The organism is Micromonospora sp. IBHARD003, assembly GCF_056106285.1.
In genome coordinates this window covers 3,177,230-3,201,010 of record NZ_JBWBBX010000001.1, presented here as the reverse complement: position 1 = coordinate 3,201,010, position 23,781 = coordinate 3,177,230, and the positions used below count along the sequence as shown (strand labels likewise).

Genomic DNA, 23,781 nt, shown 5'->3' with positions numbered 1-23,781 from the left:
CACAGGGAGAAGCACATGGCCAGCAAGGCTGAGAAGATCGTCGCCGGGCTCGGCGGACTCGACAACATCGAAGAGGTGGAAGGCTGCATCACCCGCCTCCGCACCGAAGTCAGCGACCCCAGCCTGGTCGACGAGGCGGCACTCAAAGCCGCGGGAGCCCATGGCGTCGTCAAGATGGGCACCGCCGTACAGGTCGTCATCGGCACCGACGCCGACCCCATCGCCGCGGAGATCGAGGACATGATGTGAGCCTCCAGGCTCACCCGTGAGGGGCCCCTCCGCACCGGAGCGGGCCCCCTCAACGCATACGGCTAGGCTCAGCACCATGTCTCGTATCGACGGCCGCACCCCCGAACAGCTCCGACCCGTCACCATCGAACGCGGATGGAGCAAGCACGCCGAGGGCTCGGTACTCATCTCCTTCGGCGACACCCGCGTCTTCTGCACCGCCTCCGTGACGGAAGGCGTCCCGCGGTGGCGCAAGGGCAGCGGCGAAGGCTGGGTCACCGCCGAGTACTCGATGCTGCCGCGCTCCACGAACACCCGCGGCGACCGCGAATCCGTACGCGGCAAGATCGGCGGCCGGACCCATGAGATCTCCCGGCTCATCGGCCGCTCCCTGCGCGCCGTCATCGACTACAAAGCCCTCGGCGAGAACACCATCGTCCTCGACTGCGACGTCCTCCAGGCCGACGGCGGCACCCGCACCGCCGCCATCACCGGCGCCTACGTCGCCCTCGCCGACGCCGTCACCTGGGCCCGGCACAAGAAGCTCGTCAAGCCCGGCAAGCAGCCCCTGACCGGCACCGTCGCCGCCGTCTCCGTCGGTATCGTCGACGGCACCCCCCTCCTCGACCTCTGCTACGAGGAAGACGTACGCGCCGAGACCGACATGAACGTCGTCTGCACCGGCGACGGCCGCTTCGTCGAAGTCCAGGGCACCGCCGAGGCCGAACCGTTCGACCGCAAGGAGCTCAACGCCCTCCTGGACCTGGCCACCGGCGGCTGCGCCGATCTCGCCGCCCTCCAGACCGAGGCACTGGCCCGCGGCCTCGAAGGGTAAAGAGGCAACCAAGTGCGCCGTCTCAGGCGTCGTTCACGGCACGGGCGTACGGGCCGAACCGTACGCCCGCCACACTCAGGGGAGGAACACGTCCCATGCGCAGCCGCCGCATCGCACTCGCCGTCGTCACCGCCGTCGCGCTCACCGGAGCCGTCGGCTGCAGTGCAGTCGACAAGGCCGTGGGCTGTGTGAAGACAGCCGATGCGATAGCCACCAGCGTCGACAAGCTCTCGCGGGCGGTGTCGAACGCCGGCAACGACCCCACCCAGCTGAACGAGGCCATCAACGACATCGACCAAGAGCTGGGCAACCTCAAGGACACGACCGACAACGCCGATCTGGCCAAGGCGGTCGACAGCCTCAAGAACGGAGTCGACAACGTCCGCACCGCCGTCAAGAACGGCGACAACACCCCGGACATCGGCCCCGTCACGGACGCCGCAGCCGAACTCGGCAAGGTCTGCACCCCCTGATCGCCACGGCCGCCCGCGCCGGTGCCCCCGGGGACAGGTACCCCTGGGGCCCGCGCAGGCGTCCGGAGATACTGGGCGCATGACCCGCCTGATCCTCGCCACCCGCAACGCCGGGAAGATCACCGAACTCCGCGCGATCCTCGCCGACGCCGGTCTCACCCACGACCTCGTCGGCGCGGACGCCTACCCCGACATCCCCGACGTCAAGGAAACCGGCGTCACCTTCGCCGAGAACGCGCTGCTGAAGGCCCATGCCCTCGCCCGCGCCACCGGACTCCCCGCCGTCGCCGACGACTCCGGTCTCTGCGTCGACGTCCTCGGCGGCGCCCCCGGCATCTTCTCCGCACGCTGGTCAGGCACCCACGGCGACGACACCGCCAACCTCAACCTGCTGCTCGCCCAGCTGTCGGACATCGCCGACGAACACCGCGGGGCCCACTTCGCCTGCGCCGCCGCACTCGCCCTGCCGGACGGCACCGAGCGCGTGGTCGAAGGACGCCTGAGGGGCGTACTGCGCCACGACCCGGTCGGCACCAACGGATTCGGCTACGACCCGATCCTCCAGCCGGAGGGCCACGACGTGACCTGCGCCCAGCTGACGCCGCAGGAGAAGAACGCGATCAGCCACCGGGGGAAGGCGTTCAGGGGGCTGGTGCCGGTGGTGCGGGAACTGCTGGGCTGAGGGGGAGAAACACGACGAATGCCCGGCGCGCGGTCGTGCGCCGGGCATTCGACTCGCTGTGCGGCCGGAGGGACTCGAACCCTCACGGGTGTTACCCCACTGAGACCTAAACCCAGCGTGACTGCCAGTTCCACCACGGCCGCTAGCCGCGAGTCATGGTACCGCGACGGGGGCTACGGCAGATCGGGCGGGCGCCGGGTGACATCCTGCCGCGTGCCTCCCCGGCACCAGGTCGTGGTGACCGCGTGGCAGTTCGGGCAGAGGAGACGCAGGTTCTCGGCGCGGTCGTCGCTCCAGTCGCCGTTGAGGTGGTCGACCTCCAGCGTCATCGGCCTTCCATGCCACCAAGGTCCGGTGCCGCATCCGGCGCATCGCTCCGGAACGCCGACGACTCGGAGTGCCTGCCGCAGTGTCACGGTGCCGGTGCGACGCGCGCCCTCGTGCTTCACCAGGACGTCCTCGGCAGGCCGGGCCGGGGTCGGTCCCGGTCTGCCCCGCTGATGCGCCTGGCTCAGAAAGTGGCTCGTGTCGATACCGTCCGTGGCGATCCACCGGCGCAGCAGGGCCCGCTGTCCGCCGCTGTCGGGTCGGCCGAGGCGGCGGAGGGTGGCGGCGATGGTCTCCGACTGCGCGACGGCCAGCCTCAGTTCCTCCGTCGGCGGCCGGAGGCGGCCGCTGCGGCCCGCGCCGCATGAGACACCGGCGGGCGTGGCCTCTGGCGAGTACGGTCTGCTCCCGCTCATCGCGCTGCGCGGCTGAGGCGGGACGAGCGGTGCGGTGGCGACCCCGCGCCCTTTGCCGCGACCACGGTACGTGTCCGTGGTCGAGTGGCAGTTGGGGCAGAGGAGGCGCAGGTTCTCGCCGCGGTTGTCACGCCAGTTGCCGTCGATGTGGTCGACTTCGAGAGGGAGTGGTCGACCTCGCCAGCTCGGTTCGGTCCCGCACAGCGCGCAGCGCTCGCTGATGCCGATCTCGCGCAGCGCTCGCTTCAGACGCTTGTTGGGGGTGCGCCCGGCGTGCGTGTCGATCTCCACCAGGATCTCCCCGGCCGACCGGCGACGGTGGTTCTCCCGCGTGTTCTCGGTTCGCCGGATCGCGGTGAAGTGCGAGGTGTCGATGCGCAGTGCGCGGACTCTGCGGCTGATGTGGGTGTGGTGGCCGCCGACGGCGTCGATGCCGAGCCGGCGGAGCACCCCGGCCATGCTCGTCGAGGCGGCGACTGCGGATTCCAGGATCTCCCGCGTCCAGCGGCCGGCATCCCGCTCGAAGTGCGAGGTGTCGATGCCCAGCCGTTTCATCCGCTTGCGGAGATACTCCCGCGATGCCCCCTTGGGATCGACCCCCAGCCTCGTCAGCGCCTCGGACAGCGACCTCGACGACCGCGCCGCCTCCGCCAGGCGTTCACGCGTGTACGGACTGACCGGCATCGTCCGCCTCCGTTCCGGCCGCGCGTTCGTGGCCTCGCACGGAGTAACGAACGGTTATCGGATGGTCACGCCCTCGTGGGCGGGGGCGTGACCATCCGACCGACCGCGAGGACTCAGATCCCCAGGTCCTTGATGATCTTGGCTACATGGCCGGTGGCCTTGACGTTGTAGAGCGCGCGCTCGACCTTGCCGTCTTCGTCCACGACGATCGTCGAGCGGATCACACCGGTCACCGTCTTGCCGTAGAGCTTCTTCTCGCCGAAGGCGCCGTAAGCCTCCATGACGGCCTTCGACGGGTCGCCGACCAGCGTCACCTTCAGGCTCTCCTTGTCGCGGAACTTCGCGAGCTTCTCCGGCTTGTCCGGCGAGACGCCGATGACGTCGTAACCGGCACTCGCGAGGAGATCCAGGTTGTCGGTGAAGTCACAGGCCTGCTTGGTGCAGCCGGGGGTCAGGGCCGCGGGGTAGAAGTAGACGATGACCTTGCGGCCCTTGTGGGCGGCGAGCGAGATCTCGTTGCCGTCCGCATCGGGAAGGGTGAAGTCCGGGGCGGTGTCGCCGGGCTGGAGTCGCTCGCTCATTCTCGGTTCTCCTCAGGGTTACGGGCGTACGGGACCGAGCGTAATAGGGGTGCCGTGGGGTGCGGCGTCCGTCGAGCTGACAGACTGTCGATGACGTAGCAGTTGACGAAGACACACGGATACGACGACGGAGGCGGCGCAGTGTCGGATTCCAGGACCCCTGCGCAGATCGAGGCGGACATCGTCCGCCGGCGTGAGCGGCTTGCCGAGACGCTCGACGAGATCGGCGTGCGGGCGCACCCGAAGACGATCGTCGGGAATGCGAAGGCCAAGGTCGCCGCGACGGTCGACCAGACCGCGGGCCGCGCCTTCATCGCCGCGAACCGGCTGCTCACGGATGTGAAGGACCGCTTCGTGCACGAGGACGGCGCACCGCGGCTGGAGCGCGTGGTGCCGGTGGCGCTCGCCGTCGTCGGGGTCGTCGGTCTGCTGGCGCTGTCGGCCAGGAAGCGTAAGGCGTGAGGGGCCGTGACCCCGACGGGGTGCGGGGCGGGGCCGGGCAGGTAGGTTCGTGCTCGTGAGCGAGAACACGCACGACAAGCTGCCGATCAAGATGCTGCACGACCGGGTTCTGGTCCGGTCCGACGCCCCGGAGGGCGAGCGGCGATCAGGGGGCGGCATTCTGATTCCGGCGACCGCCGCGGTCGGCCGCCGGCTCGCCTGGGCCGAAGTGGTCGCGGTCGGGCAGAACGTCCGCACGGTGGAGTCGGGGGACCGGGTGCTGTACGACCCGGAGGACCGGGCCGAGGTGGAGGTGCGCGGAGTCGCGTACATCCTGATGCGTGAGCGCGATCTGCACGCGGTCGCCGCCGACCGGTTCGAGGGCGGCGAGGACACGACCGGGCTGTACCTGTAACGCGGAAGCCATAGCGGCGGCGCCCACCGCGCTCCTCGCGGCGCCCACCGCGCCCACCGCGCCCACAGCGCCCACAGCGCTCCTCGGACGCGAGCGCGTGAGAAGGGCAGGTACCCGCCGCGCCCCTGTGACTTCGGAGTCGGGAAGGCCTGGTGACCTCGGTCACCAGGCCTCTTCTCTGCCCTTTGGTACGGTGGTCGGAACCCGACGAGACGCGCCGTACCGGGTAAGGCGAAGACGACGCACCCCCTTTCACGCCCGTGTCCCGGAGGTGCCTGTCATGGCCTGGGTTCTGCTCGTCGTCGCCGGTCTGCTCGAGGTCGGCTGGTCGGTCGGCATGAAGTTCACCGACGGATTCACCCGGCTGTGGCCCAGTGTCCTCACCGGCGCCGGGATCGTCGCCAGCATGCTGCTGCTGTCCTACTCCGCCAGATCGCTGCCGATCGGCACGGCGTACGGGGTGTGGGTCGGTATCGGCGCGGCCGGTGCGGCGGTGGTGGGCATGACGGTGCTGAACGAGCCGGCGACCGCCGCCCGGATCTTCTTCGTGGTGCTGCTCCTGGTGGCCGTGGTGGGCCTGAAGGCAACCTCGGGCCACTGAGCGCTCGCGGGGGATGAGCGTGGTCCGGGCTCCGGGCGGTCGTCCTGCGGCCCGCGTCACCGGTTCCGCGGGAAACCACCCAGATCCACCCAGGGGTCATCGGTGCGCCCCTGGGTCGCGCCGCCCCGGCCCGGGTCCCTTCCTCCGCCGTAGGCGGGCCCGTTCGTCCGCGATCCGCCCGGCAGGGACCCACCGGGAGCCGTGCCCCTCGTGCCCGGGCCGCCGACCGGTGGATGCGGTGTCGCGCCCGCGGCCGGGGCGTCCGTACGGCGGCCGGCGGGCGGTGCCACGAGGGCGCCCTCGTCGCCGGGCTCGTCCTCGTCCTCCTCGCCGTCTTCGCGTCCGGCCGGTTCGTCGTCCCGCGGCCACGGTGCCTCGCCGGGCAGCTCGTTCTCCGAGTCCTCGTCGAGCACCAGGTCGAAGTCGGTGACCGGCCGGCCCTTCAGTGCCGCCGCGGTGAACTGAGCCCAGATCCGGGCCGGCGGGCCGCCGCCGCTGATCCGGGCGTACCCGAGTGCTCCGTAGAGCGGCTTCTGGACCGCCGTGACCGGGTCCTGGCCCATGACGGCGACGACCGTCGTGAGCTCGGGGGTGTAGCCCGCGAACCAGGCGGCCTTGTCGTCCTCCGCCGTGCCCGTCTTCCCGGCCGCCGGGCGCCCCGCGGCCTGCGCCGCGGCGCCCGTGCCCTCCTCCACCACGCTCCGCAGCATCAGCGTCGTGCTGTCGGCGGCTTCCCTGCTGACAGCTTGTTCGCTCTCCGTCTCGGGGAGTTCGATCTCCTCGCCGCCCCTCGTGATGCTCTCGACGAGGGTGTGCGTGCCGTGTCTGCCGTGGTTGGCGAGGGTCGCGTAGGCCTCCGCCATCTCGAGGACGCTCGGGGTGGCCACGCCGAGTGCGATGGACGGATAGGACGTCAGATCCGGGGTCGGGGAGGGGATGCCGAGGGCGACGGCGGTGCTTCTGACCCGGGCGGGACCGACGTCCTGTGCCAGTTGCGCGTACACCGAGTTCACCGAGGAGTCCGTCGCGGCACTGATCGTCATGGGGCCGTACGAGCGGTTGTCCTCGTTCTCGGGGGCGTAGCCGATCGGTCCGTCGGGCCCACGGACCTCGCGCCGGTCGGTGCCGTCGTAGAGGGTGCCGGGGGCGATCCGGCGGCCGTCCTCGGTGCGGGAGCCGTTCTCGACGGCGGCGGTGAACACGAATGGCTTGAAGGTGGACCCGACCTGGTAGTCGCGCCGGGTGGCGTTGTTGACGAACTGCCGGGTGTAGTCGATCCCGCCGTACATCGCGACGACCTTGCCGGTGGCCGGATCGATGGCCGCGCCGCCGACGCGCACATTGCGGTCGGCGGCCCGGCTGCGCTCACGCCGCGACATGACGTGGTCGTCGACCGCCTTGACGAGGGCGTCCTGTTTGGGTTTCTGGAGGGTGGTGACGATCCGGTAGCCGCCGTGGGCCAGGGTGTTGTCGTCGATGATGCCGCGGCCGGTGAGGTAGTCCTCGACGGCCTGGACGATATAGCCGCGCTGTCCGGACAGGCCGGTCGCGGGGCGGGCCGTCTGGGGCATGGGGAAGGCCATGGCGTCACGCTCGGCCGGGCCGAGCCACTGCTCCTTCACCATGCCGTCGAGCACGTAGTTCCAGCGGGCGAGGGCGGCCGGCCTGTTCTCGGGGTGGGTCGTCACGTCGTATGCGCTGGGCGCGTTGAGGAGCGAGGCGAGATAGGCGCCCTCGGCGGTGTCCAGTTCGGACACGTCCTTGCCGTAGTACGCCAGTGCGGCGGCCTGGATGCCGTAGGCGTTGCGCCCGAAGTAGCTGGTGTTGAGGTAGCCCTTGAGGATGTGGCTCTTGCTCTCTTCGCGGTCCAGTTTGATCGCGATGAAGAATTCCTTCACCTTGCGGGTGACGGTCTGTTCCTGGCCCAGGTAGTAGTTCTTGACGTACTGCTGGGTGATCGTGGAACCGGACTGCCTGCCCTTGCCCGTCAGGGTGTTCCAGCCGGCGCGGATCATCGCCTGCGGGTCGACGGCCCGTTCGGTGTGGAAGTCCCGGTCCTCGGCGGCGAGCACGGCGTGCTGGACGGCCCGCGGCACCTGCCCGAGTTCCACGTTCTCCCGGTTGATCTCCCCGTCGCGGACGATCTGGGTGGTGCCGTCCGCGTAGAAGTACACATTGGACTGGGCGACGGCCAGGGCGTTGGCGGGCGGGATGTGCACGAGCAGATAGCCGGCGATGAAGCCGCCCACGAGGAGGAGCGCGGTGATCAGGAAGGCTCCGAACACCGTGCGCCAGGTGGGGACGAGGCGGCGCGTTCCGGTACGGGCGGGCCGGCGGGAGCCGCTTCCGCCTCCCGGACCGTCTCCTGGCGTACCGCCCCCGCCCGCACCGCCGCCGCTCCCGCTCGTACCGCTCCCGCTCCCGCCCGCGCCCGAGCCGTGACCGCTGTGGCCGCCCGTGCCGAAGGGCGGGGCCCCGGCGGTCGTGCGGTCCCAGGGGTCCAGGACTCGCTGCCTTGCCTGCTCGTCGCTCATGTCGGTGGAGACTCCTCGGCCCCGTTGGTCGCGAACGCTGGTCTATCGGGTCTATCGGATCTAACGGGTCTATCGGGTACATCGGGTGTATCGGGTGAATTGCCCGGTGTGCCCATACTGCCCTTCCCGCCCTGCCGACCCCCGGACCCCGGACCGGAATACGGTCGCGTGGCACATCCCAAAGGCCCTAGAGTCTGGCGTTTTGGCTCCGGCGACCCCGACCGGGAGACCGGCGGGCAGAGGAGGTGCGAATGCGGCTCTACGGAGTCGTGGTGGCCGGTGGGTTCCGGCGCTATGCGACGTACCGAGTGGCCACCGCCGCAGGGGTGTTCACCAACACGGCCTTCGGCTTCATCGTGGCGTACACCTACACCGCCCTGTGGGACGAACGCCCTCACCTCGGCGGCTACGACCTCCCCCAGGCGCTCACCTATGTGTGGTTGGGCCAGGCCCTTCTGATGACCTGCGCCATGCTCGGCGGTGGCTTCGAGACCGAGCTCGTGGAGCGGATCCGCACCGGCGACATCGCCATCGACCTCTACCGCCCGGCCGACCTCCAACTGTGGTGGCTTGCGGGCGACCTGGGGCGGGCCGCCTTCCATCTGCTCGGCCGCGGCGTCGTCCCGATGGCGGTCGGAGCGCTCGCCTTCGATCTGGCGCTGCCCGGTTCGCCGCTGGTCTGGCCGGCGTTCCTGCTGTCCGTGACGCTCGGCGTCGTCGTGAGCTTCGCCGTCCGCTATCTCGTGGCGCTGTCCGCCTTCTGGCTGATGGACGGCACGGGTGTGCTCCAGATCGTCTGGCTCGCCGGGATGTTCTTCTCCGGAATGCTGCTCCCCCTCACCCTCTTCCCCGGTGTGCTGGGAGAAGTGGCGCTGGCCCTGCCCTGGTCCGCGCTGCTCCAGATCCCGGCGGACGTCTTCCTGGGCAAGTACTCCGGCTGGGGGCTCGTCGAGGCGTACGCCTTCCAGGCCGGATGGGCGGTGGCGCTGCTCGCGGCCGGCCGGCTCGTGCAGTCGGCCGCGACCCGGAGGGTGGTGGTCCAGGGTGGCTGACGGGCTGCGGACCTATGCGCTGATCGCCGTGATGTGGATCCGCTCGACGATGACGTACCGCGCGTCGTTCGCCATGACGGTGTTCGGGAACTTCGCGGCGACCGCCTTCGACTTCGTCGTGATCCTGCTGATGTTCACGCACGTGGACACGCTCGGCGGCTACTCCCTGCCCGAGATCGCCTTCCTGTACGGGGCCGCCGGGACGGCCTTCGGCCTCACGGATCTCCTGATGGGTTCGCTGGACCGGCTCGGCCGGCGGGTGCGTGACGGCACCCTGGACACCTTCCTGGTGCGGCCTGCGCCGGTCCTCGCCCAGGTCGCCGCAGACCGCTTCGCGCTGCGCCGCCTCGGCCGGGTCCTCCAGGGGCTGCTGGTGCTGGGCTACGCACTCGTCACCCTGGACATCGCCTGGACTCCGCTGAAGGTCCTCGTGGTGCCGCTGATGGTGCTGAGCGGCACGGCGATCTTCTCGGCGGTCTTCGTCGCCGGCGGGGCGTTCCAGTTCGCCGCCCAGGACGCCGCCGAGGTGCAGAACTCGCTCACCTACGGCGGCAACACCCTGCTCCAGTACCCGCCGACGCTGTTCGCCAAGGACCTCGTACGGGGCGTGACCTTCGTCGTCCCGCTCGCCTTCGTCAACTGGCTGCCCGGCCTCTATGTCCTCGGGCGGCCCTATCCGCTGGACCTGCCGCACTGGCTGGCGTTCACACCGCCCCTCGTCGCGGCGGTGTGCTGTGCGCTCGCAGGGGTGGCGTGGCGGGCGGGTCTTCGTTCCTACCGCAGTACCGGGAGCTGATGTGCCATGAAGTCCACGCACGGTCTCGTCGACGGCGGTCGCGCCGAGGACGGCGGCCTCATCGAGCTGGAGGACGTCGAGAAGGTCTTCGACGTCCGACGCAGAACCGGGCGGCTGCGCCGGGAGCGGACGCAGGTCCGGGCCGTCGACGGCATCACCTTCCGGGTGTCGCGCGGCGAGATGGTCGGCTATATCGGCCCCAATGGCGCGGGGAAGTCGACCACCATCAAGATGCTGACGGGCATTCTGACGCCCAGCGGCGGGAGGCTGCGGGTCGCCGGTATCGATCCCTCACGGCAGCGCAGCCGGCTCGCACGCCGGATCGGAGTCGTCTTCGGTCAGCGCACCACGCTCTGGTGGGACCTGCCGCTGATCGACTCCTACCTCCTCGTCCACCGGATGTACCGGATTCCGGACACCCGCTATCGCGAGAACCTCGACCGGTGCGTGGAGCTGCTCGACCTGGGCGACCTCCTGAACGTGCCCGTACGGCAGCTGTCCCTCGGGCAGCGGATGCGCGGCGACATCGCGGCGGCGCTGCTGCACGACCCGGAGGTGCTCTACCTCGACGAGCCGACCATCGGCCTCGACGTCATGTCCAAGGCGAAGGTCCGGCAGTTCCTGCGGGACCTGAACGCGGAACGGGCCACGACGGTGCTGCTCACCACGCACGATCTGACCGACATCGAGCAGCTGTGCAGGCGGGTGATGGTCATCGACCACGGCAGGCTGGTGTACGACGGGGATCTGACCGGGCTGCACGACGACGGCGGCGGCGAGCGCACGCTGGTGGTGGACCTGGAGCGGGAGCTGCCGCCGATCGAGGTGGCAGGGGCCCGCCCGGTGAAGGTCGAGGGCCCGCGGCAGTGGCTGTCGTTCCCGGCGTCGGAGTCGGCGGCCCCGATCGTGGCGGCGATCGCGGCGGACTATCCGCTGAAGGACCTGTCCGTACGGGAGCCCGACATCGAGTCCGTGATCGCGAAGATGGTGTACGGACACGGGGACGGTGACGGGCGCGGGGCCTCGGCCGGTGCGGGGGCCGGACAGGGCACTCGGGCCGTTCCGTCGGGCGGGACGGCACACTGACGGCCACTGCGGGTGCCGGGCGGTGGTACTGGAAGGCGCTCCGGTGCGGGGCAGGGGTACACGGCCTGTGCTCAAGGGCCTGTTCGAGCACCCTCGCGTGATTACGCTTCTCGTATGACGAGCGATCTTCCGGAGATGCGTGCCTCCGATGCCGAGCGGGAACGTATCGCCGAGCGCCTGCGCGAGGCCGTTGCCGAGGGTCGGCTGGACATGGACGAGTTCGAGGAGCGGCTGGACGCGGCGTACAAGGCGCGGACCCACGGGGAGCTGGTGCCGCTGGTACGGGACCTCCCCGCCCCGGGCGGTCCCTCCTCCGCTCCGGTGGTGGCGGCCCCGGCGGGCGGCGACGCGGTGTGGCCGCAGCGCATCGGCAAGCCCGCGACTTCCCGGGGAGCGTTCGCTTTCTGGGGCGGCTTCGGGCGTAAGGGGACCTGGACCATCGGCCGTCACTTCACCGCCGTCGCCCTGCAGGCGGGCGGCGAGATCGATCTTCGCGAGGCGTCCTTCGAGGACCGGGAGGTCGTGATCCGCTGCTTCACGATCATGGGCGGGATCCAGATCATCGTGCCGCCCGACCTGCACGTCGACGTCAGCGGCTTCGGCTTCATGGGCGGATTCGGCGAGGGCGGCTCAGCAGGCGCCGAGATCGCGCCGGACTCGCCCCGGGTGACGATCACCGGCTTCGCCCTGATGGGCGGTGTCGGCGTCGAGCGCAAGCTCCGCAAGGCCGACAAGCTGCGGCTGAAGGAGGCTCGCCGCCGCGCGCGTCTGGAGAAGCGCGAGGGAGGCAGTGCTTCCGGCGAACTGGAGTAGCCGCCCGGATCCCCGTCCCGCTCCCGTCCCGTCCCGTCGGGTCCCATCCCGTCCCGCTCTTCCCTCCGTCGATGTCGGTCGGCCGTTCAGGGTTACGTACGGTCCGCCGCGGGAACTCGACATGCGCCCCGGGAGTAGGTCAGGTAGGGAAGGGACGATACGCACGCGGACGGGTGGAGCGGATGAAACGGACTGAAGGCGTTGAGCCGGACACACCGGGGGGTGTGGGCACGCCAGGGGGCGCGGGCAGCGGCGGCGCGGGCACCGGCGCACCCGCGGGAGTCCACGCGGCCGGGGAGCCGCCGGCCTCCGGCACGCGTACGGGCACGCGCTCCGGCGCGGGCGGGACCGGCCGGAGCCGGTCTTCGGCGCCGGTACGGGCATCCCGGCCCGCGGGCACCCGTGCCGCAGCGTTCGCCTCGTTCGCGTACACCGCCGCCGACGAGGAGAAGCGCCGCGGCGTACGCAGGATGAAACTCACCGCGACCGGGCTGCTCCTTCTCGTCGCGCTGATCTTCGTGCTGGCGACCTGGGCGAAGAACTCGGGCATCGAGGGCTGGCCCGGCTATGTGGCGGCGGCGGCCGAAGCGGGCATGGTCGGTGCGCTGGCCGACTGGTTCGCGGTCACCGCGCTGTTCAAGCACCCGCTCGGTATCCCCATCCCGCACACCGCGATCATCCCCACCAAGAAGGACCAGCTCGGCGCCTCGCTCGGCTCGTTCGTCGGGGAGAACTTCCTGTCGGCCGAGGTCGTACGGGCCCGGCTGCGCTCCCTCCAGCTCGGCGGCCGGTTCGGCGCCTGGCTCGCCGAGCCCGCCCACGCCGACCGCGTCACGTCCGAGCTGTCCACGGCGCTGCGCGGCGCTCTCGCCGTCCTGCGCGACTCCGATGTCCAGGCGGTCGTCGGAGAAGCGATCACCCGCCGTGCGGAGGCCGCCGAGATCGCTCCGGGCCTTGGAAAGACCCTGGACAAGATCGTCGCCGATGGTGCCCATCACCGCGGCGTCGACCTGATCTGCGCCCGCGCCCACGACTGGCTCGTCCTCCACGGTGACTCGGTCATGGACGCCGTCCAGGGCGGAGCCCCCGGCTGGACCCCGCGTTTCGTCGACCGCAGGGTCGGTGAGCGCGTCTACAAGGAGCTGCTGCGCTTCGTCACCGAGATGCGCGACTCTCCCGGGCACCCCGCGCGGGGGGCGATCGACCGCTTCCTCGCCGACTTCGCCGCCGATCTCCAGGCGGACACGGACACCCGGGCCCGCGTGGAGCGGATGAAGTCGGATTTCCTGGCGCGCTCCGAGGTGCAGGACGTCATCGCCTCGGCCTGGGCCTCCGTACGCACCATGATCATCTCTGCCGCGGGCGACGAACGCAGCGAACTCCGGCTGCGTGCCCGCGCCTCGCTCATGTCCTTCGGCGCGCGGCTGGCGACGGACGGCCGGCTGCAGCGGAAGCTGGAGGGATGGGTCGAGGAGGCCGCGGTCTATGTCGTGACGACGTACCGCTCCGAGATCACCTCGCTGATCAGCGATACGGTCGCGAGCTGGGATGCCGAGCACACCTCCCGCAAGATCGAGGCCCACATCGGACGCGACCTGCAGTTCATCCGGATCAACGGCACGGTGGTGGGTGCGCTGGCGGGTCTGGCCATCTACACGGTCGCACATGCGCTGGGCGCGTGACCGGAGGGGTCGTCCGGTCACACGCCCAGCTCCAAGGGGGGAGTTGCCTCTATGTACGCGGGGGAACGTCCGCCTGTTCAAAGCGAGTTCGGGAATTCTCGCGCGCGGCGACCGGCCCGCCGAAGCCCCGGGTGTCCGGGGTCAGCGCGCCGCTCGCGTGACGGCCCATGAGGCGAGGGCCATCGCGCCGGCCACGGTGACCACGGAGGGCCATGCGCCCAGCTTCTTCGCCAGCGGGTGCGAACCGGCGAAGGCGGCGACGTAGGCCGCGCCCAGCCCGACCGCGGCCTTGCCTCCGGCCTCCTGCTGCCACTGACGGGCGGCAGCGGCCCCCGCTGCGGCGAGCGCGACCCCGCCGAGCGGACGCTTCCCGGTCCAGCGGGCGATTCCGTAGCCCCCGATGAGGCCGCTCGCCGCGACTGCCGCTGACGGGATCCTGGCCATGGTGTGCCGCCCTTCGTCGGGTGTTTCCTCGGGTGTTCTGGGGGTTCGACTGCGCTGGGAGCCTAGTCGAGGGGACGGGCGGGCCCGGCGCCGGATCCCGGGTCGGGGTCGGATTCGGTACCGGATGCCGGGGCCGGGTGTGGCGCGGGTCCCGGGCGGCACGGGGTCCCGGGGCCGGCCCCGTGAACGGCGCCTGTTCCGTGAACGGCGCCGGCGGTGGCGCGCGCCGCCGGTGTCAGCGGAAGAGCTGTCCGCGTACGGCCCCGTCCGGGAACTCCGCCGTGTGGATGTTGGCGTAGTAGTCCTGAGGGTGGTCGTGGACCCGCTTCACCACGGCCCGGTTCAGTCCCTCGAGCCGCCCGGAGACCGCGAAGATCCCGTCCGGCACCGGCCGGTTGAAGAAGTCGAAGACGACATCGCCGTTCCGGCCCGGACGTCCCTGGTGGAGGTGGCCCTTCGAGGGGCGCCGGATGTTGAACCAGACGTATGCGTAGTCGACCGCCGTCCCCTGCGGGCGCAGTGCGGCCATCGCCTGCCCGTCCGGGTCCCCGACCTTCGAACTGTCGCCCTTCGAGACCTCCTGACCACCGTTGGCGAGCGCCCGCAGGGTGCCGGCCTTGCCGGTCTCCAGCGGATCGACGCTCTGCCCCAGCCGTGTGAGCCGGCCCCGTACGGCCCCGCCAGGCAGCTGCGCACCGTGGAGATCGACGGAGAAGGCGGAGGGGTTGGCCCGGATACGCCGGGCGAGACCGGCGTCGGTCAGCGCGACCTGCCCGGCGGCCGCACGAACGGAGTCGGGCATCGTGCCGCTGAACAGCGGCACGTCGGCGGGGCGGTTCTTGCCCGCGGTGCCCTCGTGGAGGTGAGCGAGCTTCGGTACGAAGCCCTTCCACCGGAGCGCGAAGACGACCCGGTCGGCCATGACCGTGACCACGGCGACCGCCGTACGGTCGGAGCCGTTCACGGCGGTGCCACCCCGCTGCGGGACCTTGCGTGCACCGGTGAGCGTCGCCGCGAAACTCATGGGGATGCCCACGGCGGGCCTGGTGAACAGGGCCGGGCCGACCGCGCCGGCGCCGTCCTGATCGGTCGCACCGCCCCGGCCGCTGCGACCGTGGTCATGCGCTTCGTGCCTTTCCTGCCCTTCGTGCCCTTCATGCGCGGTCGCCGGAGCAACACCCGCAACACCCACCACCACTGCCGCGCAAACCACGGCAAGAAGACGCCTCTGCACTGTTCTCAGTCCTCCCGTTGATCCCCCCGGCATCGCCGTTACGCGTCACAACGGAGCTCGCTGCGCCCAGGACACGTTCCCGTACGCCCAACGCGCACACGGCTTGCGCGGCGCGGCGGCATACACGATTGCCGCGGTGTCCGCCGTTGCGGTGACGCGTCCCGGAACGCACCCTGGATAAAGAGACAGGGGAGACCGCTATGCCCACTCTCGAGGAACAGATCGACATCACGGCACCCGGTGACGTGGTCTGGGACCACCTGCACCAGGTCGAGGACTATCCACGCTTCGTCGGAGGAGTCCGCGAAGCCCGGCGCGAGGGCGCGTCGGGCATACACATGGATCTGGCGGCGGCACGGGGCAACACCCGCGAGATCGACGCCGCCACCGAGGATCTCCGACCCAGGGAGACGATGACCTGGAGGACCACGGACGCCCCGCATCTGAGCGGCTCCGTCTCGCTCCTCCCGCTGGATGCGACCCACACCCGGGTGCAGGTGCGCATGGAGTACGACCCCGGCGAGGCACATGACGCCTTCGGGGGTCCCAAGGGGTTTGCCCAGTCGTCCGCCATCGAACGGACCGTCCGGGAGGACCTCCACCAGTTCAAGGACCTGGTGGAGCTGGCACACCCCGCCAAGTAACGCCTTCAGGCCCCGGGCCCCGGGGCTGACGGAACCGTACGGCGAAGGTGATCCGTCATGACGCAGCACTGGAACATCGACTTGTCGTTCGAGGAAGACGGCACCCGTACCGCCTGCATGGCCTCCCTCAGTGGCCCCGACGCCCCCGGCGTCCAGGGCCTGGGAATCGCCAGGCGAAGCCCGGGGGACACCCCGGACACGAAGATCGGCGAAGAGCTGGCAGCCGCCCGTGCCTGCTCGAAGCTGGCCCACGAGCTCGTGGACCGGGCGGCGGCGGATGTGGAGGGCCACACCCACCGGCCGGCCGACATCGCCATGTGAGGCACCACGGGAGAAGGGCCGGGACGCTCAGCCCCGGCCCTTGACCTGTGTCTCCGCCCGGCCCGCGTAGCGGCGGGGGCACGTGCAGGGGTGGCCTTCAGCCCCCCGGCCTCGGCGCCGTCACCCGCACCTCGAACCCGCTGAGCCCCTCGGGCTCCTCTTCGGACACGGCTACCCCGTCGACCTTCGCCGAGGGAGGCCCCTGCCAAGCCCACCGCACCAGGGTCTCCACAGCGTCCGCGTCCCCCTCGAACACCGCCTCCACGTGCCCGTTGGACAGATTCCGCACCCACCCGGACACCCCGTACTCACGGGCGACCCGTCGACAGGTGTCCCGGTAGAACACCCCTTGGACCAGCCCCGACACGATCACTCGCTTTCGCACCATGCCCCGGATCGTACGAGCCGGCCGGCCCGACGAGGGCGAGACTCACCCCGCGACGGCAACAGCGCCCGTGTCACGCCCCTGACGGCTGGGCGTTCTCGCGGTGAAGAGCTCGAGCATGATGATCACGGTGGTATTCGAGGTGCTCTCCGCTGACCGTGTGCCCAGGCACCGTGTGGAGTGTTTCATAAGCAGCGTCTGAGCCTGTTCCATGCTCTGTGATGCTTCCGTCAGCCTCTATGGTGAGCATGCCGAAGTCGAAGGCCACATGGTGATTCGGGCACAGGCAGAGAATATTCTCGGGCTCATCCGGTCCGAAGTGAGGACGCCCAAGGGGCCTTATGTGGGCTGCCTCCGCATAAGAACCCACCGGTGTCTCGATGCGTATCCCACATATCTGGCATGAGTGCTGATGGATGTTCTTCACCGCATTGGCGATCCTCGTGCTACGTACGATCCTCTGCGTCAGCGTCCGGCGGCGTCCTGGTTGACCCACCCCTGCTGGTAGGGGGAGGCTTTCAGCGGTTTCTTGCGGATGAGTGTATGGGCCGGTCGTAGCGTTGTCAGTGGCCTGAAGGCGGTAGCGCCACACGAGATGACCATCGACGCCCGTCTCGGACCAGTGGCTTTCGACCCGGTAGAGGCCGTCGTATCGGAGCCCTTTGGCCGGGGCGTGCGGTGAATGGTCGCCGGATCCTCGGATGACGCGCACAGGGGTGCCTGACGCAATGCTGTTCACGAGGGAAGCGTTGCCGCGAGTGAGGGTCTGGTCGTGCGTGTGACGTCCCTCGGTTTGGCCACCTTGACCGGTGTAGATGATGACGTCTCCCAAGTCCTCATCATCGGGATATCCCCCCGAGACAACGATGGACTTAGCATCCTCGTTCTGCTTGCCCCATATACCAGCCTGACGCGGTGCATGCACGTTACCCGCTGCAAGGGCCTTGCGATGGGGGAACGTGGTGCCAACGGGGATGCACGGAGGATGGCCGTACCCGTCAAATCGCTCGTCTTGTAGCCCGACGTCTATGAGGAGGTCCTCCCAACGGACATCGGGGAGATAAGTCTGGATCAGTCTTGATGCTGCCTGATCGCGAAAATTCGTATCCCTATTGAGCAAGTCATAGAGCTGTGGTTCGAGTCCGCCGCTGGGGTTCTGATCATCAAGCCAGTGGCGGAGTGCCGAGCCCCGTGCCCTAGGAACCTCACCCCGCACATCCTCGAGCTCCCACAGCGGTGACCGGTGAAGCGCGACAAAGGGGTACTCGGGGGCGGGCGTTGACTCCGGTCTCCCATATGCCTGGAGCAAGGCGCGAAGGGCGTCCCGTGACTCCTGCCACGACAGCAGGCGTTGCCTGCGCCGGTGGGCTCGTCCTATCGCCCACAGGAGGAGGATGGGTTGATGCCGAGCGGGATGCCCAGAAGACCGATCGACCTGAAGAGACTGCAACGCATTCAGGTAACCAGTGGTACTGGTGGTAGCGCCTGTTGGCACAGTTGATATCTCCTCCACGTTGTGGTCTCTCAGCGCCCGGACAGGACCTAAACCGTGGCCTCACCGTTCGTGGCGCCGTGGCATTCCCTATACGCAGCCCCCGTCCCGCACCAGCAGTCCGCACCCCTCGACGGAGGCCACGGCACCGCCCGCCCCCGGGCCGCCAGGGTCGTCGCGTACTGGGGGAGCAGGTTGGGGTCTGCCGGTGAGGTGGCCTCGGAGGCGGCGAAGGCCTCGTACGAGGGGACCGTGCCCGTGACGATGCCCAGGTTGCCGGTTCCTGTGGAGGAGAGGTCGCGCAGGGCCGACTCGATGGCGGTGAGGTGGGTCTCGTGGTTCGGGTACTCCGTGGTCAAGGACGGGTACGCGGTGAGGAGTTCGGCGAGTTCCCCCGTCGGCCAGTGGAGTACGGCGACCGGGAAGGGGCGGGAGAGAGCGGCCCGGTAGGTGCCCAGCTCGGTGCGCAGACGGGCGATTTCGGCGCGGAGTTCGGTGGGGTCGGATGAGCCGAGGGCCCACAGGCGCTTCGGGTCGTGCAACTCGTCGAGGGGGACGGCCGCCGTGTGCAGCCGGTCCGCGAGGACGTCCCAGTCGTCGTGGGGGAGGGCCAGGAGGCGCCGGACACGGTGGCGGCCGGTAAGCAGGGACTGGGAGGCGTAGGGGATCTCGTCGTCCTGCGTGACGAGACGGGCGACGGCCGTGGTGAAGGTGTCGTGGGCAGCGTCGAGTTCGTCGTGGGCCTCCAGTGTCTCGGCCACGATCTCCCAGGGAGCGGCGTCGGCGGGAGCGGCCACGCGGATGCCCTCGATGAGCGCCCGGGCCTCGGCCTCATGGCCGTACTCCCACAGGTTGGCCGCCTGCAGCGCCTTGATCAGATGGGGGCTGTCCGGGCCGTCCGTGAGCAGGCTGTCGTACAGGCCGGTCGCGCGGGCGCGGTCGCCCGACAGCTCCAGATGGGCCGCGGCCTGGAGCAGCAGCGGTTCACGGTCCTCCGGGTACTGCTCCGCGGTGCGCAGCAGACGCTCGGCTTCGGCGGTGTGGTCGGCAGGGATGTCGGGGCGCATGCAGCACACCGTACTGCCGTACGGGCCTTCACGGCCCTGGTGAGTTGGAGGTGCAGCCCCTATCGTGCGCGCCGTGCGGGAACGGATGCCGGTGCGGGCGCCTGAGCGGGTGCCCGTGGTCGTCCAGGGGCGGCGGACCGCCCGGCGCGGCCGGGTGACGCTCGCCGTGGGGCTGTGGGCGCTGGCCGAGACCGCGGTGACCTTCGGCCTCGTGGTCCTGCTGCTCGTCGCACACCAGTTGTGGTGGACCAACCAGCAGGCCAGGGAGGGTGCGCAGCGCCAGGTGCGGGCTCTGGAACGGGAATGGAGCCGGACCGATCCCGCAGAACCCGTGCCGGATACGGCCGCCGGTGAGGAGGCGGATGCCGCCGCGGTTCCCGGGGACGCGTCCCGAGGCGGCGACGGCCCGGCCGACCGGACCCCTCGGGGCCGGAGCGCTCCCCGCTGGGACCAGGCCTACGCCGTCCTCCGCATCCCGCGGATCGGTCTCGTCGCTCCCGTCGCCCAGGGCACGGCGAAGCGCGGCGTGCTGGACAAGGGATACGTCGGGCACTACCCCGGGACCGCCCAGCCGGGGCAGCCCGGGAACTTCGCCGTGGCCGGGCACCGCAACACCCACGGAGAGCCGTTCCGCTACATCAACCGGCTGCGGGCGGGCGACACCGTCGCGGTCGAGACGCGCGATGCCGTCTTCACCTACCGGGTCGACCAGCGGCTGCCGCAGACCTCCGCACGGGACGGCGGGGTGATCGCAGCCGTGCCGCGCAGCGGGGTGAAGCCGGGATACGGGTACGCCGAGCCGGGCCACTACCTGACGCTGACCACCTGCACACCCGAGTACACCTCGACGTACCGGCTCGTGGTGTGGGGGAAGCTCGCCTCGGTGCGACCGCGCTAAGGGTTGTCGTCTGTGGCCGGGGTGTCGACCGGGGGAGGGGCCGCAAGTCAACGGCTCCCGGCGAGTGCCCGGCGAGTGTGTACGGAACGGCGGAGATCGGGGTTGTCCACAGGGCAACCCGCGGTCGATTTTGCGCGTGTATAACAAGTGAGGGGCCGCATCGCCGCTACGGAGAACCGGAGACTACGGAGAACCGGGGCATTGGCGAGTCGGCGACCCGGAAGAGCCGACGAGGTGGGAGAGGAGGCGGGCATGACCGGACGACCGTGGCGGACGCTGCAGCCGCTCGTGGTGCTGCTCTTCATCCTCGTCGAGGTGTTCCTCTCCGAGGGGATCGGGCTGTCCGTCGCCGTCGCGCTCGCCGCCACGGCCGCCGTCGGTGCCGCCCTCGTGATCTGTTCGGTGGTTCTCTCGCGGTCGGTACCGCGCGTTCAGCCGACGCGAATACGCACGGCGCTCAGAGACCGTGAGCAGCGCACGGCCTTTCTGTCGCAGCGTGATCCCGACGCTTCGGGCCGCACCAGGCCCCGAGCCCCTGGCCGTCCGTACACGACGGCCGCGTAGGGGCAGCTGACCTCTCGTTCATCCTCGGTATCCCTTCGTGGGCCGTCATGCCGGCATGTCATTCGTTTCTGGCACGACGGGACCCGGAGGGCCTCCATGTCCGTTTTCACTTCCCTTACGTCCGCTTTCGCCTCGTTGGTCGAGCAACTCGCCGGCCTTGTCGAGCCCGTGTTCCAGGGGGCTGCCACGGCAGCCGCGATCATCCTGTTCACAGCGCTCGTACGGCTTGCGGTCCTTCCCCTCTCGCGGGCTGCTGCGCGGGGGCAGAAGGCCCGGGCGCGGCTTGCGCCGCAGATCGCGGGGCTGCGCAGGAAGTACGGGAGGAATCCGGAGCGGCTCCAGCAGGCGATTCTGGAGTTGCACGCCAAGGAGAAGGTGTCGCCGCTGTCGGGGCTGTTGCCCAGCCTGATGCAGGCGCCGGCGTTCTTCCTGCTCTACCAGGTCTTCGCCGGGGACAGCCTGGGCGGGGAGCTCTTCGGTGCTCCGCTCGGTGGGCGGTGGACGGAGATGCTCGCGGACGGCGGGGTGTTCGCAGGTGCGGGACTGGTGTACGCGGCACTGTTCGTGATCGTCGGTGCGGTGGCCACGTTCACCTATGTGCGCACACGACGGCAGTTCGCCGCGACTGCCACGGCGGACCAGCAGGAAGTGCCGGGCATGGGGGTGGTGACCAAGGTGATGCCGCTTCTCTCCTTCGCCACGCTGATCACGGTGGCCGTGGTGCCGCTCGCGGCGGCGCTGTATGTGGTCACCAGCACGGTCTGGAGCGCGGTGGAAAGGGTGGTCCTTTACCGGGACATGCCCGTCGCGGGCGCATTGGCCGCCGCGAGGTAGCGGTCCGATCCCTGAACGGGGTCTTGCCCGCTGACCGGAGCTCTTGGAGGATCAGCCGAACCTCCGATGGCCGCACTCCATCGGCCGGGGCTGTTTTGATCACCTCGACCACAGGGAGAAGACCATGAAGCTGCTGCGTGTCGGTCCGGCGGGGGCGGAGCGCCCCGCGTTGCTCGACCAGGACGGGGTAACGCTCAGGGATCTGTCCGGCCTGGTGGCGGACATCAACGGAGAGCTGCTCGCCGACGACGCCGCCCTGGACCGGATCAGGGCGGCCGGCGAGGCAGGGGAGCTGCCTGCGCTCGAGGCGGCCGGAGTACGCATAGGCCCGCCGCTCGCCGGCATCGGCAAGGTCGTGTGCATCGGGCTGAACTACCACGACCACGCGGCCGAGACCGGTGCCGAGGCGCCGGCCGAGCCGGTCGTCTTCCTCAAGGCAGCCGACACGGTGGTGGGACCGGACGACACCGTGCTTGTGCCGCGCGGCAGTGTGAAGACGGACTGGGAGGTGGAGCTGGCGGTCGTCATCGGACGTACCGCCCGCTGTCTGGAGACGGCCGAGGAAGCCCTCGCACACATCGCGGGCTACGTGGTCGCGCACGATGTGTCGGAGCGCGAGTTCCAGATAGAGCGCGGTGGCACATGGGACAAGGGGAAGAACTGCGAGACGTTCAACCCGCTGGGGCCCTGGCTCGTCACCCGGGACGAAGTGCCCGATCCGCAGGCGCTGACGCTGAGCCTGTGGGTCAACGGTGAGCTGAAGCAGCACGGTTCCACGGCCGATCAGATCTTCCCGGTGGCCGAAGTGGTGCGATACGTCAGCCGGTTCATGACCCTGTACCCGGGAGACGTGATCAACACCGGCACGCCCGCGGGCGTGGCGCTCGGGCAGCCCGAGCCCAAGCCGTTCCTGCGGGCCGGGGACGTCGTGGAGCTGGAGATCGAGGGTCTCGGGCGCCAGCGGCAGCGCCTCGCCAACGCCTGACCAGCGGTCTGGATTCACCCGACGAGTGGTCAGGAACGCATGGCCGGACGAGTACCGGGCCCTCGGCCCCACGCCCCGCAGGCCGCGCCGTTAGAGTGCCGGACCATGGCGTTCGACGCGGATGTGGCGGTGGTGGGGGCGGGGCCGGTCGGACTGAGTGCCGCGCTGCTGCTCGCACGGGCGGGGCTGGGTGTGGTGGTGCTGGAACGCCGTCCCGGTCCGGTGACGGAGTCCAGGGCGACGGACCTGCACGCGCGGACCCTGGAGGCCCTGGCTCCGAGCGGGCTGGCCGAGTCGCTGCACCCGCTGGGGCGACGCGTGGACACGGTGGAGATGTGGTCGCAGGGCCGCAGGCTCGGCGGCTTCGACCTGGCACGGCTGCGCTCCCCGTACCCGTACATCCTGACCGTCCCGCAGTGCGCGACCGAGGGGCTGCTCGCCGCGGAGGCCGAGCGCGAGGGCGTGCGGGTGCACCGCTCGGCCGCCGTCCGGTCGGCCGAGGAGCACGCCGGCGGAGTCACCGTGGGATCGGACACCCTCGAACCGCTGCGTGTGCGCTGGGTGGTGGCGGCCGACGGTGCGTCGAGCACGCTGCGCGCCCTGGCCGGTACGGCGTTTCGCGGGCGGACCTACGCGGGCCTGTGGCAGCTCGCCGATCTGCGGGTCGAGGATCCCTCGCTGGACCCGGCGCGCGTGCACATGGTCGGCGGGCCGCGCGGCCTGCTCGTGGTGCTGCCGATGCATCTCGACGGCTGGGCCAGGGTCGTGCTGCACCTGCCGTACGGCCCCGCGCCGAGCGGCCCGGACGGCTTGGCGATGCTCGCCGCCGAGGCGGCGGCCCGGGGATGGACGGCAACGGTCCGCGAATGCCGCTGGACGAGTACCTTCCGCACCCATCGGCGTCTCGCCGCGGGCCACGGGAGCAGGCGGGTGCTGCTGATCGGCGATGCCGCGCATGTGTGCAGTCCGGTCGGCGGGCAGGGCCTCAACCTCGGCCTGCGGGACGCGGTATCCCTGGCCGCCGTACTGCCCGGTGCGACCGCCCGCGGTGGCCCGGCGGCCGAAGGGCTCGCGGCCTGGCGCCGTGCGCGTCGCGCCGACGCCCTGGGTGTGCTCGCCCGCACCGACATCGCCACCCGTGCGTGGACGCTGCGTTCGGCGCCCGCACGCACCGTACGGGACACGGCCCTGCGCGGTGTCCTCACCACCCGGGCCGGGCGCCGCATGCTCGCCGAGGCGGTCGCAGGACCGCGCCCGGCGGCCTGAT

27 protein-coding genes, 1 tRNA gene and 1 riboswitch are annotated in these 23,781 nt (G+C 70.4%); of the genes, 19 read left to right on the top strand and 9 right to left on the bottom strand.

Translation table 11 applies throughout. From position 1 onward, the window contains the following. Positions 1–15 precede the first annotated feature (15 nt). The 4 genes from ACTWOL_RS14260 (at position 16) to rdgB (ending at position 2,218) form a co-directional block, all read left to right on the top strand. Positions 16–249, top strand: coding sequence for a PTS sugar transporter subunit IIB (locus tag ACTWOL_RS14260; protein WP_474297061.1), 234 nt, complete (start codon positions 16–18; stop codon positions 247–249). Positions 250–325: 76 nt separating this feature from the next. After that, a complete protein-coding gene (gene rph, locus ACTWOL_RS14255; RefSeq protein ID WP_474297060.1) occupies positions 326–1,063 on the top strand; it encodes a ribonuclease PH in 738 nt (245 codons plus the stop codon). 95 nt (positions 1,064–1,158) lie between these two features. Beyond that, positions 1,159–1,536, top strand: a complete 378-nt coding sequence (locus ACTWOL_RS14250) for a hypothetical protein (protein WP_474297059.1) — start codon at positions 1,159–1,161, stop codon at positions 1,534–1,536. A 79-nt stretch (positions 1,537–1,615) separates the two neighbouring features. Then, a complete protein-coding gene (gene rdgB, locus ACTWOL_RS14245) occupies positions 1,616–2,218 on the top strand; it encodes an RdgB/HAM1 family non-canonical purine NTP pyrophosphatase (protein WP_474297058.1) in 603 nt (200 codons plus the stop codon). Between the two features lie 59 nt (positions 2,219–2,277). On the opposite strand, the gene ACTWOL_RS14240 is transcribed toward rdgB, so the two are convergent. The 3 genes from ACTWOL_RS14240 to bcp form a co-directional block, all read right to left on the bottom strand. Next, a tRNA-Leu gene (locus tag ACTWOL_RS14240) sits at positions 2,278–2,361 on the bottom strand. A 30-nt stretch (positions 2,362–2,391) separates the two neighbouring features. Further along, positions 2,392–3,645, bottom strand: coding sequence for an HNH endonuclease (locus tag ACTWOL_RS14235; protein WP_474297057.1), 1,254 nt, complete (start codon positions 3,643–3,645; stop codon positions 2,392–2,394). A 113-nt stretch (positions 3,646–3,758) separates the two neighbouring features. Beyond that, entirely contained in the window at positions 3,759–4,226 is a 468-nt protein-coding gene (gene bcp / locus ACTWOL_RS14230; protein ID WP_474297056.1) for a thioredoxin-dependent thiol peroxidase, read from the bottom strand. A 141-nt stretch (positions 4,227–4,367) separates the two neighbouring features. Between bcp and ACTWOL_RS14225 the strand changes: the two genes are divergently transcribed. The 3 genes from ACTWOL_RS14225 (at position 4,368) to ACTWOL_RS14215 (ending at position 5,683) form a co-directional block, all read left to right on the top strand. Further along, positions 4,368–4,688, top strand: a complete 321-nt coding sequence (locus tag ACTWOL_RS14225) for a DUF3618 domain-containing protein (RefSeq protein ID WP_474297055.1) — start codon at positions 4,368–4,370, stop codon at positions 4,686–4,688. Between the two features lie 91 nt (positions 4,689–4,779). Beyond that, complete coding sequence (locus ACTWOL_RS14220) at positions 4,780–5,082, top strand: GroES family chaperonin (RefSeq protein ID WP_474301159.1); 303 nt, start codon at positions 4,780–4,782, stop codon at positions 5,080–5,082. 184 nt (positions 5,083–5,266) lie between these two features. Further along, positions 5,267–5,329: riboswitch (guanidine-III (ykkC-III) riboswitch) on the top strand. 33 nt (positions 5,330–5,362) lie between these two features. Beyond that, positions 5,363–5,683 (top strand): DMT family transporter, encoded by a 321-nt coding sequence (locus ACTWOL_RS14215; protein ID WP_474297054.1) that lies wholly within the window; start codon positions 5,363–5,365, stop codon positions 5,681–5,683. Positions 5,684–5,739: 56 nt separating this feature from the next. Here ACTWOL_RS14215 and ACTWOL_RS14210 read toward each other — a convergent pair whose 3' ends face one another. After that, entirely contained in the window at positions 5,740–8,217 is a 2,478-nt protein-coding gene (locus ACTWOL_RS14210) for a transglycosylase domain-containing protein (RefSeq protein ID WP_474297053.1), read from the bottom strand. A gap of 251 nt (positions 8,218–8,468) precedes the next feature. Between ACTWOL_RS14210 and ACTWOL_RS14205 the strand changes: the two genes are divergently transcribed. From ACTWOL_RS14205 to ACTWOL_RS14185, 5 genes are all read left to right on the top strand, one after another. Then, positions 8,469–9,269: an ABC transporter permease gene (locus tag ACTWOL_RS14205; protein WP_474297052.1), complete on the top strand. Its 801-nt coding sequence runs from the start codon at positions 8,469–8,471 to the stop codon at positions 9,267–9,269. After that, on the top strand, positions 9,262–10,065 hold the full coding sequence (locus tag ACTWOL_RS14200) for an ABC transporter permease (protein ID WP_474297051.1): 804 nt from the start codon (positions 9,262–9,264) through the stop codon (positions 10,063–10,065). The genes ACTWOL_RS14205 and ACTWOL_RS14200 overlap by 8 nt, the downstream gene beginning before the upstream one ends. A gap of 6 nt (positions 10,066–10,071) precedes the next feature. Further along, a complete protein-coding gene (locus ACTWOL_RS14195; RefSeq protein WP_474297050.1) occupies positions 10,072–11,151 on the top strand; it encodes an ABC transporter ATP-binding protein in 1,080 nt (359 codons plus the stop codon). Positions 11,152–11,265: 114 nt separating this feature from the next. Continuing rightward, positions 11,266–11,964, top strand: coding sequence for a DUF1707 SHOCT-like domain-containing protein (locus ACTWOL_RS14190; RefSeq protein ID WP_474297049.1), 699 nt, complete (start codon positions 11,266–11,268; stop codon positions 11,962–11,964). 224 nt (positions 11,965–12,188) lie between these two features. After that, positions 12,189–13,646, top strand: a complete 1,458-nt coding sequence (locus ACTWOL_RS14185) for a DUF445 domain-containing protein (RefSeq protein ID WP_474297048.1) — start codon at positions 12,189–12,191, stop codon at positions 13,644–13,646. A 141-nt stretch (positions 13,647–13,787) separates the two neighbouring features. On the opposite strand, the gene ACTWOL_RS14180 is transcribed toward ACTWOL_RS14185, so the two are convergent. Together ACTWOL_RS14180 and ACTWOL_RS14175 are read right to left on the bottom strand one after the other, a co-directional pair. Further along, the gene (locus tag ACTWOL_RS14180) at positions 13,788–14,090 is read right to left on the bottom strand and encodes a hypothetical protein (RefSeq protein ID WP_474297047.1); all 303 of its coding nucleotides are present in this window, start codon (positions 14,088–14,090) and stop codon (positions 13,788–13,790) included. Positions 14,091–14,325: 235 nt separating this feature from the next. Beyond that, positions 14,326–15,126, bottom strand: a complete 801-nt coding sequence (locus ACTWOL_RS14175; protein ID WP_474297046.1) for a CHRD domain-containing protein — start codon at positions 15,124–15,126, stop codon at positions 14,326–14,328. Between the two features lie 398 nt (positions 15,127–15,524). Here ACTWOL_RS14175 and ACTWOL_RS14170 point away from each other — a divergent pair, with 398 nt between their 5' ends. Next, the gene (locus ACTWOL_RS14170) at positions 15,525–15,968 is read left to right on the top strand and encodes an SRPBCC family protein (protein ID WP_474297045.1); all 444 of its coding nucleotides are present in this window, start codon (positions 15,525–15,527) and stop codon (positions 15,966–15,968) included. 57 nt (positions 15,969–16,025) lie between these two features. After that, positions 16,026–16,289, top strand: a complete 264-nt coding sequence (locus ACTWOL_RS14165; protein ID WP_474297044.1) for a DUF1876 domain-containing protein — start codon at positions 16,026–16,028, stop codon at positions 16,287–16,289. 97 nt (positions 16,290–16,386) lie between these two features. Here the strand turns inward: ACTWOL_RS14165 and ACTWOL_RS14160 are convergent, their stop codons facing one another. From ACTWOL_RS14160 to ACTWOL_RS14150, 3 genes are all read right to left on the bottom strand, one after another. Then, the gene (locus ACTWOL_RS14160; RefSeq protein WP_474297043.1) at positions 16,387–16,677 is read right to left on the bottom strand and encodes an acylphosphatase; all 291 of its coding nucleotides are present in this window, start codon (positions 16,675–16,677) and stop codon (positions 16,387–16,389) included. Positions 16,678–16,747: 70 nt separating this feature from the next. Continuing rightward, complete coding sequence (locus ACTWOL_RS14155) at positions 16,748–18,169, bottom strand: phosphorothioated DNA-binding restriction endonuclease family protein (RefSeq protein ID WP_474301158.1); 1,422 nt, start codon at positions 18,167–18,169, stop codon at positions 16,748–16,750. Between the two features lie 47 nt (positions 18,170–18,216). Beyond that, positions 18,217–19,233 (bottom strand): tetratricopeptide repeat protein, encoded by a 1,017-nt coding sequence (locus ACTWOL_RS14150; RefSeq protein ID WP_474297042.1) that lies wholly within the window; start codon positions 19,231–19,233, stop codon positions 18,217–18,219. Between the two features lie 73 nt (positions 19,234–19,306). Between ACTWOL_RS14150 and ACTWOL_RS14145 the strand changes: the two genes are divergently transcribed. The 5 genes from ACTWOL_RS14145 to ACTWOL_RS14125 all read left to right on the top strand — a co-directional run bounded on the left by ACTWOL_RS14145 (position 19,307) and on the right by ACTWOL_RS14125 (position 23,780). After that, positions 19,307–20,131 (top strand): class E sortase, encoded by an 825-nt coding sequence (locus tag ACTWOL_RS14145; RefSeq protein WP_474297040.1) that lies wholly within the window; start codon positions 19,307–19,309, stop codon positions 20,129–20,131. Between the two features lie 252 nt (positions 20,132–20,383). Then, entirely contained in the window at positions 20,384–20,695 is a 312-nt protein-coding gene (locus ACTWOL_RS14140; RefSeq protein ID WP_474297039.1) for a DUF6412 domain-containing protein, read from the top strand. A 96-nt stretch (positions 20,696–20,791) separates the two neighbouring features. Further along, the gene (locus ACTWOL_RS14135) at positions 20,792–21,529 is read left to right on the top strand and encodes a YidC/Oxa1 family membrane protein insertase (RefSeq protein ID WP_474297038.1); all 738 of its coding nucleotides are present in this window, start codon (positions 20,792–20,794) and stop codon (positions 21,527–21,529) included. A 124-nt stretch (positions 21,530–21,653) separates the two neighbouring features. Then, positions 21,654–22,514 (top strand): fumarylacetoacetate hydrolase family protein, encoded by an 861-nt coding sequence (locus tag ACTWOL_RS14130; RefSeq protein WP_474297037.1) that lies wholly within the window; start codon positions 21,654–21,656, stop codon positions 22,512–22,514. A gap of 105 nt (positions 22,515–22,619) precedes the next feature. Continuing rightward, positions 22,620–23,780, top strand: a complete 1,161-nt coding sequence (locus ACTWOL_RS14125; RefSeq protein WP_474297036.1) for an FAD-dependent oxidoreductase — start codon at positions 22,620–22,622, stop codon at positions 23,778–23,780. The last annotated feature ends 1 nt before the right edge of the window (position 23,781 follow it).

Bases quoted from the DNA above. Each gene is read 5' to 3' on its own strand.
- ACTWOL_RS14220 (WP_474301159.1), top strand. From the start codon at position 4,780: ATGCTGCACGACCGGGTTCTGGTCCGGTCCGACGCCCCGGAGGGCGAG.
- ACTWOL_RS14170 (WP_474297045.1), top strand. From the start codon at position 15,525: ATGCCCACTCTCGAGGAACAGATCGACATCACGGCACCCGGTGACGTG.
- ACTWOL_RS14235 (WP_474297057.1), bottom strand. From the start codon at position 3,645: ATGCCGGTCAGTCCGTACACGCGTGAACGCCTGGCGGAGGCGGCGCGG.
- ACTWOL_RS14195 (WP_474297050.1), top strand. From the start codon at position 10,072: ATGAAGTCCACGCACGGTCTCGTCGACGGCGGTCGCGCCGAGGACGGC.
- ACTWOL_RS14210 (WP_474297053.1), bottom strand. From the start codon at position 8,217: ATGAGCGACGAGCAGGCAAGGCAGCGAGTCCTGGACCCCTGGGACCGC.
- rdgB (WP_474297058.1), top strand. From the start codon at position 1,616: ATGACCCGCCTGATCCTCGCCACCCGCAACGCCGGGAAGATCACCGAA.
- rph (WP_474297060.1), top strand. From the start codon at position 326: ATGTCTCGTATCGACGGCCGCACCCCCGAACAGCTCCGACCCGTCACC.
- ACTWOL_RS14190 (WP_474297049.1), top strand. From the start codon at position 11,266: ATGACGAGCGATCTTCCGGAGATGCGTGCCTCCGATGCCGAGCGGGAA.
- ACTWOL_RS14140 (WP_474297039.1), top strand. From the start codon at position 20,384: ATGACCGGACGACCGTGGCGGACGCTGCAGCCGCTCGTGGTGCTGCTC.
- ACTWOL_RS14180 (WP_474297047.1), bottom strand. From the start codon at position 14,090: ATGGCCAGGATCCCGTCAGCGGCAGTCGCGGCGAGCGGCCTCATCGGG.
- ACTWOL_RS14260 (WP_474297061.1), top strand. From the start codon at position 16: ATGGCCAGCAAGGCTGAGAAGATCGTCGCCGGGCTCGGCGGACTCGAC.
- ACTWOL_RS14250 (WP_474297059.1), top strand. From the start codon at position 1,159: ATGCGCAGCCGCCGCATCGCACTCGCCGTCGTCACCGCCGTCGCGCTC.
- ACTWOL_RS14160 (WP_474297043.1), bottom strand. From the start codon at position 16,677: ATGGTGCGAAAGCGAGTGATCGTGTCGGGGCTGGTCCAAGGGGTGTTC.
- ACTWOL_RS14130 (WP_474297037.1), top strand. From the start codon at position 21,654: ATGAAGCTGCTGCGTGTCGGTCCGGCGGGGGCGGAGCGCCCCGCGTTG.
- ACTWOL_RS14165 (WP_474297044.1), top strand. From the start codon at position 16,026: ATGACGCAGCACTGGAACATCGACTTGTCGTTCGAGGAAGACGGCACC.
- ACTWOL_RS14215 (WP_474297054.1), top strand. From the start codon at position 5,363: ATGGCCTGGGTTCTGCTCGTCGTCGCCGGTCTGCTCGAGGTCGGCTGG.
- ACTWOL_RS14150 (WP_474297042.1), bottom strand. From the start codon at position 19,233: ATGCGCCCCGACATCCCTGCCGACCACACCGCCGAAGCCGAGCGTCTG.
- bcp (WP_474297056.1), bottom strand. From the start codon at position 4,226: ATGAGCGAGCGACTCCAGCCCGGCGACACCGCCCCGGACTTCACCCTT.
- ACTWOL_RS14205 (WP_474297052.1), top strand. From the start codon at position 8,469: ATGCGGCTCTACGGAGTCGTGGTGGCCGGTGGGTTCCGGCGCTATGCG.
- ACTWOL_RS14135 (WP_474297038.1), top strand. From the start codon at position 20,792: ATGTCCGTTTTCACTTCCCTTACGTCCGCTTTCGCCTCGTTGGTCGAG.
- ACTWOL_RS14125 (WP_474297036.1), top strand. From the start codon at position 22,620: ATGGCGTTCGACGCGGATGTGGCGGTGGTGGGGGCGGGGCCGGTCGGA.